Source organism: Limimaricola variabilis (assembly GCF_014195545.1).
GTDB classification, from domain to species: Bacteria; Pseudomonadota; Alphaproteobacteria; order Rhodobacterales; family Rhodobacteraceae; genus Limimaricola; species Limimaricola variabilis.
Window position 1 is genome coordinate 552,312 of record NZ_JACIBX010000001.1, and the last position, 18,580, is coordinate 570,891.

The 18,580-nt window shown below is 68.3% G+C and carries 18 protein-coding genes and 1 tRNA gene; 10 read left to right on the forward strand and 9 right to left on the reverse strand.

What is annotated here, in order from left to right:
- Positions 1-750: an invasion associated locus B family protein gene (locus tag FHS00_RS02640; protein WP_183469580.1), complete on the forward strand. Its 750-nt coding sequence runs from the start codon at positions 1-3 to the stop codon at positions 748-750.
- A 75-nt stretch (positions 751-825) separates the two neighbouring features.
- Here FHS00_RS02640 and FHS00_RS02645 read toward each other — a convergent pair whose 3' ends face one another.
- From FHS00_RS02645 to FHS00_RS02660, 4 genes are all read right to left on the reverse strand, one after another.
- On the reverse strand, positions 826-2,043 hold the full coding sequence (locus FHS00_RS02645) for a beta-ketoacyl-[acyl-carrier-protein] synthase family protein (protein ID WP_183469582.1): 1,218 nt from the start codon (positions 2,041-2,043) through the stop codon (positions 826-828).
- The gene (locus FHS00_RS02650; RefSeq protein ID WP_183469584.1) at positions 2,040-2,306 is read right to left on the reverse strand and encodes an acyl carrier protein; all 267 of its coding nucleotides are present in this window, start codon (positions 2,304-2,306) and stop codon (positions 2,040-2,042) included. Before FHS00_RS02650 ends, FHS00_RS02645 begins: the two co-directional genes overlap by 4 nt.
- 82 nt (positions 2,307-2,388) lie before the next feature.
- Entirely contained in the window at positions 2,389-3,459 is a 1,071-nt protein-coding gene (locus FHS00_RS02655) for a UDP-3-O-(3-hydroxymyristoyl)glucosamine N-acyltransferase (RefSeq protein WP_183469586.1), read from the reverse strand.
- Positions 3,460-3,489: 30 nt separating this feature from the next.
- The gene (locus FHS00_RS02660) at positions 3,490-5,109 is read right to left on the reverse strand and encodes a L,D-transpeptidase family protein (protein ID WP_246390948.1); all 1,620 of its coding nucleotides are present in this window, start codon (positions 5,107-5,109) and stop codon (positions 3,490-3,492) included.
- Positions 5,110-5,421: 312 nt separating this feature from the next.
- On the opposite strand from FHS00_RS02660, the gene mepK reads away from it, so the two are divergent.
- The gene (gene mepK / locus FHS00_RS02665; RefSeq protein ID WP_407660114.1) at positions 5,422-5,994 is read left to right on the forward strand and encodes a peptidoglycan L,D-endopeptidase MepK; all 573 of its coding nucleotides are present in this window, start codon (positions 5,422-5,424) and stop codon (positions 5,992-5,994) included.
- A gap of 76 nt (positions 5,995-6,070) precedes the next feature.
- On the opposite strand, the gene FHS00_RS02670 is transcribed toward mepK, so the two are convergent.
- On the reverse strand, positions 6,071-6,961 hold the full coding sequence (locus tag FHS00_RS02670; RefSeq protein ID WP_183469588.1) for a LysR family transcriptional regulator: 891 nt from the start codon (positions 6,959-6,961) through the stop codon (positions 6,071-6,073).
- A 97-nt stretch (positions 6,962-7,058) separates the two neighbouring features.
- Here FHS00_RS02670 and FHS00_RS02675 point away from each other — a divergent pair, with 97 nt between their 5' ends.
- Positions 7,059-7,556: a lactoylglutathione lyase family protein gene (locus FHS00_RS02675; protein ID WP_183469590.1), complete on the forward strand. Its 498-nt coding sequence runs from the start codon at positions 7,059-7,061 to the stop codon at positions 7,554-7,556.
- Between the two features lie 85 nt (positions 7,557-7,641).
- Here FHS00_RS02675 and tig read toward each other — a convergent pair whose 3' ends face one another.
- The 3 genes from tig to FHS00_RS02690 form a co-directional block, all read right to left on the reverse strand.
- Entirely contained in the window at positions 7,642-8,970 is a 1,329-nt protein-coding gene (gene tig, locus FHS00_RS02680; protein WP_183469592.1) for a trigger factor, read from the reverse strand.
- A 26-nt stretch (positions 8,971-8,996) separates the two neighbouring features.
- A tRNA-Leu gene (locus FHS00_RS02685) sits at positions 8,997-9,081 on the reverse strand.
- A 100-nt stretch (positions 9,082-9,181) separates the two neighbouring features.
- On the reverse strand, positions 9,182-10,696 hold the full coding sequence (locus FHS00_RS02690) for an NAD(P)H-hydrate dehydratase (RefSeq protein WP_246390950.1): 1,515 nt from the start codon (positions 10,694-10,696) through the stop codon (positions 9,182-9,184).
- Positions 10,697-10,876: 180 nt separating this feature from the next.
- Here FHS00_RS02690 and FHS00_RS02695 point away from each other — a divergent pair, with 180 nt between their 5' ends.
- The 4 genes from FHS00_RS02695 (at position 10,877) to purB (ending at position 15,218) form a co-directional block, all read left to right on the forward strand.
- Entirely contained in the window at positions 10,877-11,215 is a 339-nt protein-coding gene (locus FHS00_RS02695; protein WP_021693083.1) for a P-II family nitrogen regulator, read from the forward strand.
- 62 nt (positions 11,216-11,277) lie between these two features.
- Entirely contained in the window at positions 11,278-12,684 is a 1,407-nt protein-coding gene (gene glnA, locus FHS00_RS02700) for a type I glutamate--ammonia ligase (RefSeq protein WP_183469594.1), read from the forward strand.
- Between the two features lie 256 nt (positions 12,685-12,940).
- A complete protein-coding gene (locus FHS00_RS02705) occupies positions 12,941-13,798 on the forward strand; it encodes a hypothetical protein (RefSeq protein ID WP_183469596.1) in 858 nt (285 codons plus the stop codon).
- A gap of 118 nt (positions 13,799-13,916) precedes the next feature.
- Positions 13,917-15,218 (forward strand): adenylosuccinate lyase, encoded by a 1,302-nt coding sequence (gene purB / locus FHS00_RS02710; RefSeq protein ID WP_183469598.1) that lies wholly within the window; start codon positions 13,917-13,919, stop codon positions 15,216-15,218.
- A gap of 33 nt (positions 15,219-15,251) precedes the next feature.
- On the opposite strand, the gene FHS00_RS02715 is transcribed toward purB, so the two are convergent.
- A complete protein-coding gene (locus tag FHS00_RS02715; RefSeq protein WP_183469601.1) occupies positions 15,252-15,851 on the reverse strand; it encodes a helix-turn-helix transcriptional regulator in 600 nt (199 codons plus the stop codon).
- A gap of 130 nt (positions 15,852-15,981) precedes the next feature.
- Here FHS00_RS02715 and FHS00_RS02720 point away from each other — a divergent pair, with 130 nt between their 5' ends.
- The 3 genes from FHS00_RS02720 to FHS00_RS02730 all read left to right on the forward strand — a co-directional run bounded on the left by FHS00_RS02720 (position 15,982) and on the right by FHS00_RS02730 (position 18,573).
- On the forward strand, positions 15,982-16,473 hold the full coding sequence (locus FHS00_RS02720; RefSeq protein WP_183469603.1) for an autoinducer binding domain-containing protein: 492 nt from the start codon (positions 15,982-15,984) through the stop codon (positions 16,471-16,473).
- Positions 16,474-16,537: 64 nt separating this feature from the next.
- Positions 16,538-17,599, forward strand: a complete 1,062-nt coding sequence (locus FHS00_RS02725; protein WP_183469605.1) for a FliG C-terminal domain-containing protein — start codon at positions 16,538-16,540, stop codon at positions 17,597-17,599.
- A gap of 71 nt (positions 17,600-17,670) precedes the next feature.
- Positions 17,671-18,573, forward strand: coding sequence for a lysophospholipid acyltransferase family protein (locus FHS00_RS02730; RefSeq protein ID WP_183469607.1), 903 nt, complete (start codon positions 17,671-17,673; stop codon positions 18,571-18,573).
- The last annotated feature ends 7 nt before the right edge of the window (positions 18,574-18,580 follow it).

Consider the following 18,580-nt stretch of genomic DNA (forward strand, 5'->3'; position numbering starts at 1 on the left):
ATGTCGAACCGACTGACCCTTCTGGCCAGCGCCGCGCTGCTGGCCCTCGCCGCCCCGCTGACCGCGCAGGAGGCCGCGACGCCGGCCCCCACCGAGCAGAGCGACGCCCCCGCCGACGCCGCCCCCGCAGAGACCCCGGCGGCGCCTGAGGCGCCCACGGAGGCCGAAGCGCCTGCCGATGCCGAAACCCCGGCAGAGGCCGACGTGCCCTCCGAGACCGAAGCACCGGCAGCCGAAGCACCGACAGCCGAGGCGCCTGCTGCCGAGGCACCCGCCGCCCCCGAGGGTGAGCGCCCGGGCCAGCCCTACGTCGCCGAGACCCATGGCGATTGGTCGCTGCGCTGCATGCGCGTCCCCGAGGGCGAGGCCGAGCCGTGCCAGCTCTACCAGCTGCTCGAAGATGGTGAGGGCAACGCCGTGGCCGAGGTCACCGTGCTGCCGCTGAACGCCGAGTCGCAGGCCGCGGCCGGCGTCACCGTGGTCGCGCCGCTCGAGACCCTGCTGACCGAACAGCTGAGCGTCTCGATCGATGGCGGCCAGGCGGCCCGTTATCCCTTCGGCTTCTGCAACCGGGCTGGCTGCGTGGCGCGCTTCGGCCTGTCGCAGCCGCAGCTCGATGCCTTCAAGCGCGGTGCCAAGGGCACGCTGCGGATCGTGCCCGCCGCCGCGCCCGATCAGGAGGTCCTGCTCGACATGTCGCTCTCGGGCTTCACCGCAGGCTTCGCAGCAGTTTCCGAACGCGCGCAGTAATACGGCCCATTGGGCTATCGACGGCGCGGTCCCGAGTGGGCCGCGCCGTTTTCATGTCCGGTTGCCAATGCTTGATCAGGCTGCCTTCAGGGCCAGAACCGCGTTCATGCCGCCGAAGGCAAACGCGTTGGACAGCACCGCCTCGACCCGCGCCTCGCGCGCCTCGTTGGGCACCACGTCGAGCGGGCACTCCGGATCGGGCGCCTCGTATCCGATGGTCGGCGCGATCACGCCCTCGCGCAGCGCCATGATGCAGGCGAGCAGCTCGACCGCGCCGGTGGCGCCGATCAGGTGGCCATGCATCGACTTGGTCGAGGAGATCATCAACTGCTCGGCGGCGGGGCCAAAGACCTGCGCCACGGCGGCACATTCGCTGCGATCATTGGCGGTCGTGCCCGTACCGTGCGCGTTGACATAGCCTACCGCCTCCGGCGTGAGGCCCGCATCGGTCAGCGCGGCCCGCATCCCACGGACGGCCCCTTCGGTCGAGGGCATGACGATATCCGCCGCATCCGCCGTCATGCCGAAGCCGGAGACCTCGGCCAGAATCTCGGCGCCGCGGGCACGGGCATGCTCGTATTCCTCGAACACGAACACCGCCGCCCCCTCGCCCTGAACCATGCCGTTGCGGGTGGCGCTGAACGGGCGGCAGCCATCCTTGGACATCACCCGCAGCCCTTCCCAGGCCTTGATCCCGCCAAAGCACAGCATCGCCTCCGAGCCGCCGGTGAGCATGGCCCGGCACATGCCGGAGCGGATCATCTGGAAAGCCAGCCCCATCGCGTGGTTCGAACTGGCGCAGGCGGTGGCGACGGTAAAGCTCGGGCCGCGCAGCCCGTAGGTCATGCTGACATGGCTCGCGGCGGCGTTGTTCATCAGCTTCGGGACGACGAAGGGATGAACGCGGTTCTTCCCCTCCTCATAGACGGCGCGGTAGCTGTCATCCGAGGTGCCAAGGCCCCCGCCGGCGGTGCCCAGCACCACGCCCGACATCTCGCCCGCCTCGCCGTCGAAGGTGATCCCCGACTGCGCCATTGCCTCGGCCGCGGCGATGAGCGCGAACTGGGTGAAACGATCGTAGAGCACGATCCGCTGGCGGTCGAAATGCGCCTGCGGGTCGAAATCCCGAACCTGCCCGCCGATGCGCACCGAGAGGCGCTCGGCGTCGCGCAGGTCGAGCGGGCCGATGCCGCAGCGTCCCTCGCGCATCGCGGCCAGCGTCGTGGGCACGTCGTGGCCGAGGCTGTTGATCGTGCCCGAGCCGGTGATGACGACGCGACGCGCGCCGGTCATGCGGCGGCGTGCCGGTCCTGGACCAGCCGCTCGACCGCGGCGACGATCGCCCCGACCGAGGAGATGTCGAAGCCGCTCTCCTCGGGGGCGTTGGCGTTGAACGGCACCGAGATGTCGAACGCCTCCTCGATCGCGAAGATGCTCTCGACAAGACCGAGACTGTCGATTCCGAGATCGGCCGGGCTCTGCTCCGGCATGACGTCCGCCGGCTCGAGCATCGCCTGATCGGCGATGATAGCAATCACCTTTTCACGCAAATCCATCCGCCCCGCATCCCCTGCAGCTGCTTGTCCTGCCCCTGATCTAATCGCTGCGACGCCGCATTGGAACCATGAATGGCCGCTTTCAGCCCTTGCGGGATGCCGCTAGGTCACGCATCAGCCGCGGCAGCCGGCGCAGGGCCTTGTAGCTCTCGACCTGGGTGTCGATCTTGGTTGCCGGATAGCCCATCATCACCCGCCCTGCAGGCACGTTCGAAAGCACGATCGAACCGCCGGTCAGCACGACATCGGCACCGATGACGAGGTTGTCGGACACCCCGACCTTGCCGCCCAGCACGGAACGATCACCGATCGTCACCGAACCGGCGAGGCCGACATGGCCGCAAAGCAGGCAGTGATCGCCGATGACGCAGTTGTGGCCGACCTGCACGAGGTTGTCGATCTTGCTGCCATTGCCGATCCGCGTCGGGCGGATCGTCCCGGCGTCGATCGTGGCGCAGGCACCGATCTCGACATCGTCCCCGAGCGACACCGCGCCGAGGCTGTGGATCCGGTGCCAAGTCGGGTCGGCATCCGCGCTGACGCTGCCCTGCCCCAGCTCGGCCCGCGCGCTCTCGACATGGCTCTCGGCCTCGGTGACGAAGGAGAAGCCGTCGCCGCCGATCACCGCGTTGGGCTGGACGATCAGGCGCGCGCCCGCGACGACGTTGCGACCCAGCCGCGCCCCGGAATGGATCAGCGCGCCCTCACCGAGCCGCACGCCCGGCCCGATCGACGCCTGCGCCTCGATCCGGCTGCCGGCGCCGATCACCGCGCCCGCGCCGATCACGGCGAGTGGGCCGACATGAACGTCGGCGCCGATCTCGGCCGAAGGATCGATGACGGCCGAGGGGTGGATGCCGGGATCCGCGGGCATGGGGTCGAGGAGCTGGGTCAGCCGTGCCATGGCGAGACGGCCGCGCGGCGCGATCACTGCGCCGGCCAGACCCATCGCCTGCCAGTCGGCATCGGGCCAGACCAGCGCCGCCCGCGCGCTCCCCTGCTGCAGCGCCTCCGCGTAGCGCGGCGACATCGCGAGGGCGAGATCGTCGGCGCCCGCCATGCCCGGCTCGGCCGCGCCGGTGATGCGCAGGCTGCCATCGCCCTTCCATTCGGCGCCAAGCGCCTCGGCGATCTGTTGCAACGTGTAGTTCATGCGCGGTCCCCTTGGCTTCGGGGCTGCGATCTAGCTCGCCGGGCCGAGGATCGCCACCCCCTCGCGCGCCAGGGCCGCCCAGATCGCCGCGTCGCGGCCATAGACGTCACGGCGAAACTCCAGCCGACCCTCCGGGTCGGTGAACGCGGTTCGGTAGATCAGATGCACCGGCACCGGCGTCTCGAGCGAGACGCGCGTTTCACGGCCGGAATTCAGCCGCGCGCGGAAAAACCCTTCGGGATCATCCTCCTGCGCCGCCAGCAGCGCATGCGCGAACTCGAACGGGTCGTTGAGGCGGACGCAGCCATGGCTGAAGGCGCGCACCTCGCGGCCGAACAGCGACTTGGCCGGGGTGTCGTGCAGATAGATGTTCCAGCGGTTCGGGAACATGAATTTCACCAGCCCGAGCGCGTTCGAGTTCGACGGCGGCTGGCGCATCGAGAATGGAAAGCTGCGCGCGTCGTAGCGCGAGAAATCGATGGCGTTGCGGCTGATCTCGCGGCCGGACCGATCGGTGATCAGGATCTGGCTGGCGGCGTTACGGTTGCGCTTCAACTGCGGCAGGTACTCGTTCACCACGATCGAGCGCGGCACGTACCAGCTCGGATTGATGACCATGTGCTCCATGACGTCCGAGAATTCGGGCGTCTGCCGGTCCGGCATCTCGGCACCGATGACCGAGCGGGTCCGGAAGGTCTCGACCTCGTCGTCGACGATGGTGGCGCTGAAATCCGTCAGGTTGACCAGCACGTGCCGACGGCCGCGCTCCATGTTGGTCCAGCGCTCGCGCTCCATCGCGACCAGCACCGATTGCAGCCGCTCCTCCACCGGGCGATTCAGCTCCGCCCGCGTGCCGGGACCGACCACGCCATCCACCGCGAGGCCGTGCCGCGTCTGAAAGTCGCGCACCGCCGCGACCATCGCCTCGTCCATCACCGCGACGGTGGTCGGCGCGAGATAGCCCATCGCGATCAGCCGGTCGCGCAGCGCCACGACGGCCGGGCCGCTATCGCCCTGGGAAATCTTCGTCTCTGGAAGCCGCGGCCCCCAGCCACCGGTATCGAGCGCGTGCTGCAGCTCGGCCCGGGCCCGCATCAGCCGGCCATATTCGGGGTTCGACGGGGCGAGATCGCGCAGGAAGACAACCGGATCTGCGTCGAGAAACGCGACCAGCGTCTCGGCCGGATCGCGCAGCGGCACCTCGCGTCGGATCAGCGGCACGACCCGGCCAGGCTCAAGCATGCCGGTCTGCACGTCGCGGGCGTAGCGCAGGAAGGCCCGCGTCAGCGCCACGTCCATCTCGGCCCGCTCCTGCACGGTCTGTGCATCGCGCATCCGCGCCATCAGCCCCTCGGGGTCGTAGCGCGACCGCGGCAGGCCATGCGCATCTGCCCCGGCCAGCGTTGAGAGAAGCGCGTTGCGCCGCGCCACCGCGGCCGCGTCGGTGCCGGTCCAGATGCCTGCGAAGCCATGCGCGCGGTAGCCCGCGGCCAGCTCCGTCTGCCCGGCCACCGTTTCGGCGAGGGCCTGACGGAAGGGGCTGACCTGCGCCTGACCCGCGACCGGCATCGCCAGCGCGGCGATCAGCCCGGCCGGAAGACACAGACGGCGCAGCTTGGGAAGGAGGGAGGGGATGGGGACAACAGACATGCGGCACCGGCTTCGAAACGGACCTCGGGGATCTCGATCAGGACATAGGCCCGGCCACGCGGCCCGGCCATCGGCTCGTTTCCCACTGACGCGCAACGTGGCAAATGCGCAGCAATCGGGTCGCTCCAGAGACCCAATGCGGGCGCGTTGCGCAAGTTCCCGCCGATTTGGCCTTTCTTCACCCTGTTATCGGATAACCACCCTTGGTCGAGTCGTCCTCCCATGCGATAGAGGGTCTGCATCTGGGGATGGATGGCAAAAAACGCCCGTGAAACTGCGGGCCCACAGGTAAGCGACGGGACAGGCGCTCACATGATGAACACTCTTCGCACGGCGGGCATGACCCGCCGCGGTCTCCTTGGCGCGTTCGCGGCCACGGCAGTCACCGCAGCACCCACCTACTCGAATGCAGCAGGATTCCTTCGGCGCGCGGGCGACGTGCGCAGGCTTTCCATGTACTCCGAAAGGACCGGCGAGAAGATCGACACGATCTACTGGATCGAGGGGCAGTACATTGCCGAGGCGATCCGCGAGATCAACGTCTTCATGCGCGACTGGCGCAACAACCAGATGATGGACATCGACACCCGCACCGTCGACATCATGGCCGCCAGCCACGCCCTGCTCGAAGTCAACGAACCCTTCATGCTGCTGTCGGGCTACCGCTCGCCGGCGACCAACGCGATGCTGCGCAGCCGTTCCTCCGGCGTCGCCAAGAATTCCCTGCACCTCAAGGGCCAGGCCGCCGACCTCCGGCTCGCCTCGCGCTCGGTGGGCCAGATGGCCCGCGCCGCCAAGGCCTGCAATGCGGGCGGTGTCGGCACCTATTCCGGCTCGAACTTCGTCCACATGGATTGCGGCCCGGTCCGCAGCTGGGGCAGCTGAGCCAAAACCAAAAGACTGGACCTGCTGCACAGGTCGAGAGGGCGCTCCCGCAAGGGGCGCCCTTTTCTCTTGGGGCTCAGCTTTCGGCGAGCCGCGCCGCCACCTTCTTCACCAGCTCGGCGATGCGGACGGCCCGCGCTGGCATCTCGCGACCGCGCCGCTGCAACAGGTACAGATCGCGATGCCGCGGATGCGCCAGCTCCGCCACCTTCAGTCGATCGCGATCGGCGAACGCCTCGAAACCGCTGCGCGGCAGCACCGTATAGCCGACACCATCCGCCACCGGCGCCGGGATCTGGCCGATCTGGTTGACGAAGGCCCGTACGGCGAGGTGTTCGGCACCTCGGAACTCGCCCGGGAAGTTGAGGGCGAACAGCTCCTCGGCATAGAGCCAGCCATCGGGATGCGCGATGAACCCCAGCGCCTCCAGCGCGGCAAAGCGCGTATCCTCCATTCCGGCCGGCAACAGCAGGCACAGCGCCTCGCGGCCGATCCGCTCCGTCGCGAGGCGGGGATCCGACGGGGCGTGATCCACGATGCCGAGGTCGAAGCGCGCTTCGGCCACCCCGTCGATCACCCCGCGCTGCGGTACGGCCTCAAGCCGCAGCCTGAGTCTGGGCGCCTCGCGCAGCACTGGCCAGAAGGCCGGCTGGAGGGCCATGGCAAAGCTTCCCGAACATGCGACCGAGACTTCCCCGGCCTCGGGATCGTCGGAGCGGATCGCCTCGCGCAGCTGTCGCTCCTCGTCGCGCCGGTTCCGGGCCAGTGCGAGGACGGCTTCCCCCGCCGGGGTAAGCGTGAATCCCTTGCCCTGCCGGCTCAGCAGCGGTCGCCCGACCTGTGTCTCGAGCTTGCGCAGATGCTGGGACACGCCGGGCTGGGTCATGTTCAGCCGCTCGGCCGCACGGGTGAAATGCCCGGTCTCGACCAGCGTAGCGAAGCTTTCGAGCCACAAGGCATTCAGCATCAGAGATCACGAACCGTTATCAAAATCATGCCACATGATAATTTCACGTTCGGATCGCGCAAGCATAGCTCTCCCTCTGTCAGCGATGGAGAGACCCATGACCCCCTATCCCAGAAGCTTTTCGCATATCGGCCTGTCGGTGCCCGACCTCGACGCCGCCGTGGCCTTCTACCGCGACGTCCTCGGGCTTTACGTCATCATGACGCCGACCGAGGTGGTGGAGGATGACAGCGACATAGGCCGCATGTGCACCGACGTGTTCGGGCTCGGCTGGAAGCGGCTGCGGATCGCGCATCTGGCCACGGCGGACCGGATCGGGATCGAACTGTTCGAGATGGACTGCAACCGCCCGCCCGAGGACAATCTCGATTTCCGCCGGCACGGCACCTTCCACTTCGCGGTCCAGGACCCGGACATCGAAGGGCTGGTCGCGCGGATCGTCGCCGCGGGCGGCAAGCAGCGGATGCCGATCCGCGAATACTTCCCCGGCGAGAAGCCGTATCGCATGTGCTATGTCGAGGACCCGTTCGGCATCGTCTTCGAGATCTACAGCCACGGCTACGAGCTGACCTATTCGGCCGGCGCCTACGACTGAGCCTAGCAGCTCTCCCGGAACAGTCCCCGAAACGACAAGGGCCGCCCCGAAGGGCGGCCCTTGTACGTTAGGAAGCGAGAGAGGCTCAGGCCTCGTCGTCGAGCGCCTCGACGGCCTTCTGGAGATCTTCCTTGGAGACCTCCTTCTCTTCGACCTTGGCCTGCTCGAAGATGTGGTCGATGACCTTGTCTTCGAAGATCGGGGCCTGGATCTGCTGGCGCATCTGCGGGTTCTGCTGGACGAACTCGAAGAACTGACGCTCCTGGCCGCGATACTGACGCGCCTGGTTGAGGATCGCCTGGGTCAGCTCCTGGTCGGTGACCTTGACGTCGGCCTTCTGGCCGATCTCTGCCAGCAGGAGGCCCAGCTTCACGCGACGCTCGGCGAGCTTCACGTGCTCCTCGGTCGGCTCGATCTTGCCGTGGTCGTGGCCGTGATCCTCGGGATGCTCCTCGTGGTAGAGCTGGTGCGCGATCTGGTTCGCCTCGGCCTCGACGAGGCTCGGCGGCAGGTCGAAGGACACCTTCTCGTCGAGGATGTCGAGCAGCTTGCGCTTGGCGACCGCGCGCGAAGCACCGGAATACTCGGCCTCGAGACGCTCGGCGATCTGCGCCTTCAGGGAGGCGAGATCCTCGGCGCCGAACTTCTTCGCCAGCTCGTCGTCGATCTCGGCCTTCTGCGGGGCCTTCACCGCCTTGACCTTGCACTCGAACACGGCGGCTTTGCCGGCAAGGTTCTTGGCCTGGTAGTCCTCGGGGAAGTTGACCTCGACGTTCTTGTCGTCGCCGGCCTTCACGCCCTTCAGGCCATCCTCGAAGCCGGGGATGAAGGAGTTGGAGCCGAGCACCAGCGGGTAGTCCTCGGCGGCGCCGCCTTCAAAGGCCTCGCCGTCGATCTTGCCCACGAAGTCAATGACGACCTGATCGCCCTCTTCGGCGGCGCCGTCCTTGTCTTCGAAGTTCTGCGCGGTCTCGGCAAGGTTGCCCAGCGCTTCGTCGATCGCGGCGTCGTCGGCCGAGACCTTCAGACGCTCGATCGAGATGTCCGAGAAATCGGTCTCGGGAATCTCGGGGAGCTTCTCGTAGGAGACGGTGACTTCGACGTCGTCGCCTTCCTTCCAGTCGTCATTGGCCATCTTCACCTCGGGCTGCATCGCCGGGCGATCGCCGCTTTCCTCGAGGTGGTTCGACAGCGCGCCGTCGATGCTTTCCTGCATGGCTTCGCCCAGCACGCGCGGGCCGAACTGCTTCTTGAGCAGCGACAGCGGCACCTTGCCCTTGCGGAAGCCCTTCATGGCGACCTCGGGCTGCGCCTCGACCAGCTTTTCCTGCACCTTGGCGTCCAGTTCGGCGGCGGGCAGCGTGATCTTGTAGCCGCGCTTGAGGCCGTCGTTGAGGGTCTCGGTGACCTGCATCTGTCGTCCTTTTCCTTCGTGTCTCATGGTGCGGGTGAAGGGACTCGAACCCCCACGCCTTGCGGCGCCAGAACCTAAATCTGGTGCGTCTACCAGTTCCGCCACACCCGCATGTCTCTGTTGGGGGCGGAACGGCCCCCGAAATCTCGGCGCTGTCTAGCAAAGCCCGAAGCCGCGCGCCACGGGAAAAAGCGACGACCTTGCGGCGGGGCTAGAGACCCAATTCGCGCAGCAGGCCGGGCAGCTGCTCGGGGAGATCCTCGGCGATGAGCCCCGGCCCGAAACGCCGCGCCGCGGCACTATGGAGCCAAGCCGCCGTAGAGGCCGCGTCGAAACCGTCGCGCCCGCGCGCCATCAGCCCCGCCGCGATCCCCGCGAGCACGTCGCCCGCCCCCGCCGTAGCGAGCCACGGCGCCGCCCGGTCGTAGACGCTGGCATTGACGCGAGCGCGGCCGTCCGGGGCTGCGATCACCGTGTCCGGCCCCTTGAGAAGCAGCGTGCAGCCCAGCCGCGCGGCAGCCTCGCGCGCGGCGTCGAGCCGCGAAAAGGCCGGGCCGCTGGTGGTCGGACCGGTCATCCGATCGGCCAGATCCGTGCAGAGCCGCGCGAACTCGCCCTCATGCGGGGTGAGCAGGCAGCCCGGATGCAACGCGCCGCGCAGCCCGTCGTCATTCGCCACCAGCGTCAGCGCATCGGCATCGAGCACGGTGGCTCGACCGGCCGACAGCGCCTGCGCGACCAAATCGCGCTCGCGCGCCCCGGTGCCAAGGCCCGGCCCGAGCAGCAGCGCGTTGAGCCGGGCGTCTTCGAGCAACCCGGCCAGCGCCTCTTCGTCGCGCACAGGCCGCAGCATGATCGCGTCGAGCCGGGCCGCGTTTTCCTGCAGCGCAGCCGCCGGGCAGCCCAGCGTCACCAGCCCTGCCCCGATCCTGAGCGCCGCCCGCGCCGCCATCCGCGCCGCACCGCCCCGCCCGACCTCGCCCGAGAGCACCAGCGCATGGCCGTAGCCGTATTTGTGGCCCGCCCGCTTCGCGAGATCTGCCGGCACGCCGGTCAAGGCGATCTCCCCGCCCACGGCATCGAGGCCGATGTCGCGCAGATCGAGCCGCCCGCAGCGGGCCGGCCCCTCGGCCAGCACATGGCCGCGCTTGGGCGCGTGGAACGTCACCGTGAAATCCGCGTCGAGGCAGGCCTCGCCGATCACCCGGCCGCTCTCGGAACACAGCCCCGATGGCAGGTCGATCGCCAGACGCCGCGGCGCCCTTACCTCGCGCAGCGCCGCGATTTCGGCGCCGAGCGGACGGCTCAGCCCGATCCCGAACAGGGCGTCGATCACCAGATCCGCGCTGGCAGCGGAGTTGGTCGCCCCGTCCCAACCACCGATCTCCCCCATCTCCCGCCACAGCGTGGCCTGCCCCACCGCGTCAGGGTGGCTCGCCGGGGCCAGAGCGTGCAGCGCCACCCGCATGCCACGCGCCGCCAGCATCCGCGCGACCGCGTAGCCGTCACCCCCATTGCCGCCCGGGCCGCACAGCACGCAGATCCGGGCGCCGGGCTGCAGTTCGGGCCACTGCGCATCGATCGCCGCGACGACGCTGGCCGCGGCGCGTTCCATCAGAACCGCCCCGGGCGTGCCGGCGGCGATGGCCCGGGCCTCGGCCGCGCGCATTTCGGTAGCACTCAGCAGCCACGCCCCGTCGAGACTGCCCACGGAACGGGCGTCCATCTGATCATGGAGCGGCCGAGAATTCCCAAATTGCATCAATAACCACCATCATGCACAATTTTTAATCACGCCCTGGCTTTTTTCGGTGGCCGCCCGGGGGCGCCCCGGAGCCGATGATTGAGGTCGCATTACCGGCATGGTTTCACCCCTCAGAACGCGGATGCAAGGGAGTCGCGCGACATGAAGAAGATCGAGGCGATCATCAAGCCCTTCAAGCTCGACGAGGTGAAGGAAGCGCTGCAGGAAGCGGGCGTCCAGGGCCTCTCGGTGGTCGAGGTGAAGGGCTTTGGCCGTCAGAAGGGCCATACCGAGCTCTATCGCGGCGCCGAATACGTCGTCGACTTCCTGCCCAAGGTGAAGATCGAGGTGGTCCTGCCGGACGACCAGGTGGAGCGCGCCATCGCCGCCATCGTCGACGCCGCCAAGACCGACAAGATCGGCGACGGCAAGATCTTCGTCAGCCCGGTCGAACAGGCGATCCGCATCCGCACCGGCGAATTCGGCGACGACGCGATCTGATCGCGGCGGCGCAGGGGCTCCGGCCCCTCATTCGAACACGAACCAACAAGGAAAGCATTCAGATGGACAGCTCCAAGCTTCTGAAAATGATCAAGGACGAGGAAGTCGAATACGTCGACATCCGCTTCACCGACCCCAAGGGCAAGCTGCAGCACGTCACCGTGGTCGCCGACCTCGTCGACGAAGACTTCCTCGAGGAAGGCTTCATGTTCGACGGCTCCTCGATCGCCGGCTGGAAGTCGATCGACCAGTCCGACATGAAGCTGATGCCCGACAACGACAGCGCCTATGTCGACCCGTTCTACGCCGAGAAGACGCTGTGCATCCATTGCACCGTGGTCGAGCCCGACACCGGCGAGCCCTATGACCGCGACCCGCGCGGCACCGCGCTGAAGGCCGAGGCCTACCTCAAGTCCTCCGGCATCGGCGACACTGCCTATATGGGTCCCGAGGCCGAGTTCTTCATCTTCGACGACGTCCGCTTTGCCGTGACCTCGAACAAGGTCTCCTTCTCGGTCGACGCGATCGACGGCGCCTGGAACACCGACACCGAGTACGAGGTCGGCAACACCGGCCACCGTCCGGGCGTCAAGGGCGGCTACTTCCCGGTCAACCCGATCGACGACGCGCAGGACATGCGTGGCGAGATGCTCTCGACCATGAAGCGCATGGGCATGAAGGTCGACAAGCACCACCACGAGGTGGCGTCGTGCCAGCACGAGCTGGGTCTGATCTTCGGCACGCTGACCAAGCAGGCCGACGAGATCCAGAAGTACAAGTACGTGATCCACAACGTGGCCCAGGCCTACGGCAAGTCGGCGACCTTCATGCCGAAGCCGATCTCGGGCGACAACGGCTCGGGCATGCACGTCAACATGTCGATCTGGAAGGACGGCAAGCCGCTCTTCGCCGGCGACAAGTATGCCGACCTGTCCCAGGAGGCGCTCTACTTCATCGGCGGTATCCTGAAGCACGCCAAGGCGCTTAACGCGATCACCAACCCGACCACCAACAGCTACAAGCGCCTGATCCCGGGCTTCGAAGCCCCGGTGCTGCGCGCCTACTCGGCTCGCAACCGCTCGGGCTGCGTCCGGATCCCGTGGTCGGAAAGCCCGAAGGCCAAGCGCGTCGAAGCCCGTTTCCCGGACCCGGCCGCCAACCCCTACCTCGCCTTCTCGGCGCTGCTGATGGCCGGCCTTGACGGCATCAAGAACAAGATCGACCCGGGCTCGGCCTCGGACAAGGATCTCTACGACCTGCCCCCCGAGGAGCTGGCCGAGATCCCGACCGTCTGCGGCTCGCTGCGCGAGGCGCTCGAGGCGCTCGAGGCCGATCACGAGTTCCTGCTCGCCGGCGACGTGTTCACCAAGAGCCAGCTCGAGGGCTACATGGCGCTCAAGTGGGAAGAGGTCTACGCCTACGAGCACACCCCCCACCCGGTCGAATACAAGCTGTACTACAGCTGCTAAGACCCGGTCATCGGTCAGATCACGGTCACGCGGGGCGCCCATCGGCGCCCCGTTTTCGTTGCGTCACATCCGAATGAACCGCTTCGCACAACCAAAGGCGGTGCCGCAACGCGGCGAAAATGCGGCGCCGGCGGGGCGGAACGCCATGTGCGACCTTGCTAATTCCCCCATTCGCGCTCAGCGCGAACACATTTCTTAATCAAGGATGAAGGAACACCTCACGCGGCCTTCGTGCCAGCCCATTCGGAGACCGGTCATGTCAGATCCGATCACCAGCACGATCGCCCAGCTGCTGTTCCGCAGCGGGCCCGATCTCGACTTCCCCGCCCTCGTCGACGACCTGCGCACCGCGCTGCATGACTGCCCGCCACGCGAATGCGGGCTGCGCTGGGATCACGAGGACACCGCGGTGTTCGAGCTCGACAACGCCCGGATCATCCTCGCCTACACCTCCGACCTGCATGGCCGCTACGCGGCCTGCCTGACCATCGCGGTCGGGGCCGATGACAGCGGCGACTGCCAGATCGGCATCGCCAGCCACCAGGGCACGATCACCCGCCTGCTCGCCGACCGCATCAACGCACGGTTCCAGTCGGACCGGATGCTGTGGAAGACCAGCAGCCGCAGCGCCAGCGTCGAGATGATCGACGAGGCGATCGAGCAGCTGCCCGGGCTCGATCCGACCCGTGCCGGTCCGCATGCCGGCGAGGCCGAGATCGACCGCATGCTCGCCCGCTACGACGCGGAGACCGCCGAGCAGGTCTCCGAGCTCGCCCCCGAGGTACCGACCTCCCGGCCGCGCCGGCCGCGCCGCCCCCAGCGCCCGGTCTATCAGACCGAGCGGCCGAAGCCGGTCCGCCGCAAGACGGTCGCACCGCTGCCCGCCAACGACATGCCGGCCGCGTCCCACCCGATGATTCATGAGATGCGGCTGATCCGCGAGGCGCTCGAGCCGAGCGAGGAAGAGGCCCGCGCCGAACAGCCGCGCAGCCTGCTCGGGCTGGCGCTGTCCAAGCTGCGCCACCGCTCGGCCGTCGCCGCGGCAACCGGGCTTCTCGCGGCGCTGGTGCTGCAGCACGGGGCCGCCATGGCGCAGGCCTTCCCGCCGCTCTGAGGCCACCTCCGGCCCGCCCGCATCGGCCCGCCCTGCCCCGGCGTCATCCCGCGACCTTGTGCGGGCGCCGCCCAGCCCCTATGACCCCGGCGAACCCTCCCCGAACGAGAGAGCGCCGATGATCCCCCGCTATTCCCGCCCCGAGATGACCGCCATCTGGGAGCCCGCCACCAAGTTCCGCATCTGGTACGAGATCGAGGCCCATGCCGGCGACGCGATGGCCGATCTGGGCGTGATCCCGCGCGAGAACGCCGACGCGGTGTGGAAGGCCAAGGATGTCGAGTTCGACGTCGCCCGCATCGACGAGATCGAGGCCGTCACCAAGCACGACGTGATCGCCTTCCTCACCCATCTGGCCGAGCATGTGGGTTCGGATCAGGCGCGCTTCGTGCATCAGGGCATGACCTCGTCGGACGTGCTCGACACCACCTTCAACGTGCAGCTCACCCGCGCCGCCGACCTGCTGATCGCCGACATGGAGCGGGTTCTGGCCGCGCTCAAGGCGCGCGCGATCGAGCACAAGGACACGGTCCGCATTGGCCGCAGCCACGGCATCCATGCCGAGCCGACCACCATGGGCCTGACCTTCGCCCGTTTCTATGCCGAGATGGATCGCGGTCTCGCCCGGCTCCGGAACGCCCGCGACGAGATCGCCACCGGCGCCATCTCGGGCGCGGTCGGCACCTTCGCCAACGTCGATCCGCGCGTCGAGGAGCATGTCTGCGCCAAGATGGGCCTCAAGCCCGAGCCGATCTCGACCCAGGTGATCCCGCGCGACCGTCACGCCATGTTCTTCGCCACGCTGGGCGTGATCGCCTCGTCGATGGAGAATATCGCCACCGAGATCCGTCACATGCAGCGCACCGAGGTGCTCGAGGCGGAGGAGTTCTTCTCTAAGGGCCAGAAGGGCTCCTCGGCGATGCCGCACAAGCGCAACCCGGTGCTGACCGAGAACCTGACCGGCCTCGCCCGGCTGGTGCGCATGTCGGTTGTGCCGGCGATGGAAAACGTCACGCTCTGGCACGAGCGCGACATCTCGCATTCCTCGGTCGAGCGGGCGATCGGCCCCGACACCACGGTGACGCTCGACTTCGCGCTCAACCGGCTCGCCGGCGTGATCGAGAAGCTGGTGATCTACCCCGAGACCATGCTCAACAACATGAACAAGTTCCGCGGTCTGGTGATGAGCCAGCGCGTGCTGCTGGCGCTGACCCAGGCCGGGGTGAGCCGCGAGGACGCCTACCGGCTCGTGCAGCGCAACGCGATGAAGGTCTGGGAGCAGGGCGCCGACTTCAAGACCGAGCTGCTCGCCGACACGGACGTGACCGCGGCGCTCAGCCCGGCCGAGATCGAGGAAAAGTTCGACCTCGGCTACCACACCAAGCATGTCGACACGATCTTCGCCCGCGTGTTCGGCTGAGGCATCGCGGCGGGCTGCGGCCCGCCGCCCCCCTCAGATCAGGCCGAATCCGGAGGCGAGCGTCGCCGCTTGGGTCGCGGTGTTGGCGCCGAGCTTGGTGCGGGCGTTCTTTAGCCGCTGCTTGATCGCCCCCTCGGTCACGCCGAGCGCATGGGCGATCTGCTTGAGACGGTAGCCGTCCTTGACCATGCGCAGCACCTCGATCTCGGCCTGCGTGAGGTTGCTCGGCGGCGCGGCACCGGCATGCAGCGTCACCAGGATCTCGTGCAAGAGGCCGAGTTCGCGGTCGCTGAATTCGCGATCGACCCGCGCGAACAGACCGATCGACCGTAGCCCCGTTCCCTCATCGGCATGCGCCGCCACCGCGCCGTAGCGCAGCCCGTGCTTCCAGGCCTCGGCGAAGACACCCTTCGGATCCTCGAGCGCGCTCCAGCGCGTCACGCCGCGGTTCGCATGCCCCCAGCGCATCGCCGGATCGTCCGGGAGCATTCGCTCCACGGTATAAAGGTCGATCCAATTTTTCGGCAGATGATTGTATTCCTCGAGCGGGAATGCGAAGCCGATCCGCAGCGCGATGTAATGACCGGCCGGCGAAAGGCGCTCCAGAAGGTCGGTGTCGATACGACCCGTCATCCGCCGAAGCCGGCGCGTTCCGGGGCGGGACGAATGCGTTCGACTGTCGCGCCGGTAACGATTTCACGCCTCCCTTGGGACATAGGTCCACGGGGGCACGGCATTGCGAACACGAAGGTAGACGACACAAATGACCTTGCCCAATACGGTCATTATCAGTCAGGCGCTCTCGCATCTCAAGCATATTGCACCGACGGGATACGCGGTTGGCCTGCATATCCGCTTCACGACGCCACGTATAATGTTCGTGACCTATCCGGAGGTATGGCTGACCCTCTACGGGCGCGAAGGCCTTCTGATGAAGGACCCGACCGTGCGTTGGGGCATGTCACGGCCCGGCGTGCTCGATTGGAGCCAGATCGACGAGGCCATGGATCCGGACGGGGTCATGTCGCGGGCGGCGGATCACGGCCTCAGATACGGCTTCAGCTGCGCCCGGCAGGACCCGGAGCCGAGCCTCGCCGGGTTCGCCCGGTCCGACCGGCCCTTCACGGAGAGCGAGATCTCGGAGGCGGTCGAGCTGTTCGAGCGGTTGCACGAGTTGACCCGCGAGGAGTCGGCGTTCGACTCGGCAGAGCTGGCGGAGCTGCAGGCGCATGCAGAGGCGCTTCCGACGCGCTAGGCACCGGTTGTTTACCCTGAATGTCTAACCTGCGCCGGACGAGACCCGAGCAGGAGGCCGCCCCTTGTCCGTACCGCAACCGATCGATGCCGCCGACGCCCGTCCGGTCGACCCCGCCCTCAGCCGCCGCCGCAAGGCCGCGATGGTGGTGCAGCTGATGATCTCCGAGGGGCGCAGCCTCGATCTCGCGGCGCTGCCGGAAGAGGTGCAGGTCAGCCTGACGCGCGAGCTCGGCGCGCTGCGGCTGGTCGACCGGGCGACGCTCAGGGCCGTCGCGACCGAGTTCGCCGACGGCATCGAGGGGCTGGGCCTTGCCGTGCCGGGCGGCATGGACGGGGCGCTCGCGGCGCTCGACGGGCGGATCAGCCCGGCCACCGCGGCCCGGCTGCGGGCCGAGGCCGGCCCGCCCCGCGGCGACGACAGCTGGGCGCGGCTCACCGCGCTGCCCTGCCCAGAGCTGGTGCCGCTGATGACCGGGGAATGCGCCGAGATCGCCGCCGTGGCCCTGTCCAAGCTGCCGGTGGCCAAGGCGGCCGAACTGCTCGGCTTGCTGCCGGGAGAGCGCGCCCGCCGGATCACCCATGCGATGTCGCAGACCTCGACCATCGGCCCCGACGCGGTCGAACGGATCGGCGCCGCGCTCGCCGCCGAGCACTGCCGCCCGGTGAACCACGCCTTCGAGCATCCGGCCCCCAACCGGCTAGGCGAAATCCTGAACTCCAGCGGCAGCGTCACCCGCGACGCCGTGCTCGACGGGTTGGAGGCCGACGATCCCGATTTCGCGCAGCATGTCCGCAAGGCGATCTTCACCTTCCCCGACATCCCCGCCCGGCTCGCCGCCAGCGACGCACCCGCCGTGCTGCGCCGGATCGATCAGCCGATGCTCATCACCGCGCTGGCAGCGGCGCAGGCGCTCGGCGAAGGCTTCGCGGCGGCGGCGGCGCATCTGCTCGACAACATTTCCCAGCGGATGGCGCAGGGGCTGCGCGACGAGATCGCGGAGCGCGGCACGGTCCGCAAAGTCGAGGGCGAAACCGCGATGAGCGAGGTTGTGGCCGCGATCCGTGCCGCCGCCGACGAGGGCGACATCACTCTCGTTGTGGCCGAGGACGACGGCGAGGAATAGCGCGCCCCGCTTGGCAACGCGCCCTCGCCGCCCTATCCCCGGCACATCCGGACGCAGACGGCGGTGAGGCGATGACACAGAACGGAACGCGACGGCCCTCGGGGCGCGGACCGGGAGACAGGATCGTCGATCTGGCCCTGCGCGGTGCGATCAACACGGCGCTGGCGCTGCCCTATGAGCGACGCGTGGCGGCGATGGGCGCGCTCACGGCGCGGGCGATAGGCCCCCTCGCCGGCTACCGGCGCCGGGCGCGCGCCAATCTGGCGCTGATCCGGCCCGACCTGCCCGCGGCCGAGCGGGAGCGGATCGCGACCGCCGTGTGCGACAATCTCGGCCGGACCCTGATCGAGAACTATTCCGGCGCGGATTTCGCCGCGCGGCTGCCGCCCCAACCGCAGCAGGGGGACGGGCTCGACGCCTTGGCCGCCGCGCGGGCGGAAGGGCGGCCGGTGATCTTCGTCACCGGGCATTTCGGCAATCACGAGGCGCCGCGGCGAGTGCTGACCCGCATGGGCTACGAGATCGGCGGCTTCTATCGCGAGATGTCGAACCGCTTCGTCAACGACCACTACGCCGCCACCATGCAGGGCGTGTCGGGGCCGGTCTTTCCCAAGGGGCGGCGCGGCCTCACCGGCTTCCTGCGCCATCTCAAGGCGGGCGGCATGGCGACCATCCTGTTCGACCTGCACGACCGCAATGGTGCCGAGATCCCGTTTCTCGGTCGCCCGGCGCGCACCGCGCTCACCGCGGCCGAGCTGGCGCTGCGATTCGACGCGCTGCTGGTGCCCTATTTCGGCATTCGTCGGCCGGACGGGCTGAGCTTCGAGATCGCGGTCGAGGCGCCGATTCCCGCCGCCGCGCCGCTCGACATGATGCGCGAGGCCACGCGCCGTCTCGAGGCGCGCATCACGCGCGACCCGGGGCAATGGTTCTGGGTGCACAATCGCTGGAAAGAGCCGCGCAAGCGGCGCTAGGCGTGCG

What these genes read in the sequence shown, in the direction of transcription:
- FHS00_RS02640 (WP_183469580.1), top strand. Translation starts at nt 1, where the DNA reads ATGTCGAACCGACTGACCCTTCTGGCCAGCGCCGCGCTGCTGGCCCTC.
- FHS00_RS02645 (WP_183469582.1), bottom strand. Translation starts at nt 2,043, where the DNA reads ATGACCGGCGCGCGTCGCGTCGTCATCACCGGCTCGGGCACGATCAAC.
- FHS00_RS02650 (WP_183469584.1), bottom strand. Translation starts at nt 2,306, where the DNA reads ATGGATTTGCGTGAAAAGGTGATTGCTATCATCGCCGATCAGGCGATG.
- FHS00_RS02655 (WP_183469586.1), bottom strand. Translation starts at nt 3,459, where the DNA reads ATGAACTACACGTTGCAACAGATCGCCGAGGCGCTTGGCGCCGAATGG.
- FHS00_RS02660 (WP_246390948.1), bottom strand. Translation starts at nt 5,109, where the DNA reads ATGTCTGTTGTCCCCATCCCCTCCCTCCTTCCCAAGCTGCGCCGTCTG.
- mepK (WP_407660114.1), top strand. Translation starts at nt 5,422, where the DNA reads ATGATGAACACTCTTCGCACGGCGGGCATGACCCGCCGCGGTCTCCTT.
- FHS00_RS02670 (WP_183469588.1), bottom strand. Translation starts at nt 6,961, where the DNA reads ATGCTGAATGCCTTGTGGCTCGAAAGCTTCGCTACGCTGGTCGAGACC.
- FHS00_RS02675 (WP_183469590.1), top strand. Translation starts at nt 7,059, where the DNA reads ATGACCCCCTATCCCAGAAGCTTTTCGCATATCGGCCTGTCGGTGCCC.
- tig (WP_183469592.1), bottom strand. Translation starts at nt 8,970, where the DNA reads ATGCAGGTCACCGAGACCCTCAACGACGGCCTCAAGCGCGGCTACAAG.
- FHS00_RS02690 (WP_246390950.1), bottom strand. Translation starts at nt 10,696, where the DNA reads ATGGACGCCCGTTCCGTGGGCAGTCTCGACGGGGCGTGGCTGCTGAGT.
- FHS00_RS02695 (WP_021693083.1), top strand. Translation starts at nt 10,877, where the DNA reads ATGAAGAAGATCGAGGCGATCATCAAGCCCTTCAAGCTCGACGAGGTG.
- glnA (WP_183469594.1), top strand. Translation starts at nt 11,278, where the DNA reads ATGGACAGCTCCAAGCTTCTGAAAATGATCAAGGACGAGGAAGTCGAA.
- FHS00_RS02705 (WP_183469596.1), top strand. Translation starts at nt 12,941, where the DNA reads ATGTCAGATCCGATCACCAGCACGATCGCCCAGCTGCTGTTCCGCAGC.
- purB (WP_183469598.1), top strand. Translation starts at nt 13,917, where the DNA reads ATGATCCCCCGCTATTCCCGCCCCGAGATGACCGCCATCTGGGAGCCC.
- FHS00_RS02715 (WP_183469601.1), bottom strand. Translation starts at nt 15,851, where the DNA reads ATGACGGGTCGTATCGACACCGACCTTCTGGAGCGCCTTTCGCCGGCC.
- FHS00_RS02720 (WP_183469603.1), top strand. Translation starts at nt 15,982, where the DNA reads ATGACCTTGCCCAATACGGTCATTATCAGTCAGGCGCTCTCGCATCTC.
- FHS00_RS02730 (WP_183469607.1), top strand. Translation starts at nt 17,671, where the DNA reads ATGACACAGAACGGAACGCGACGGCCCTCGGGGCGCGGACCGGGAGAC.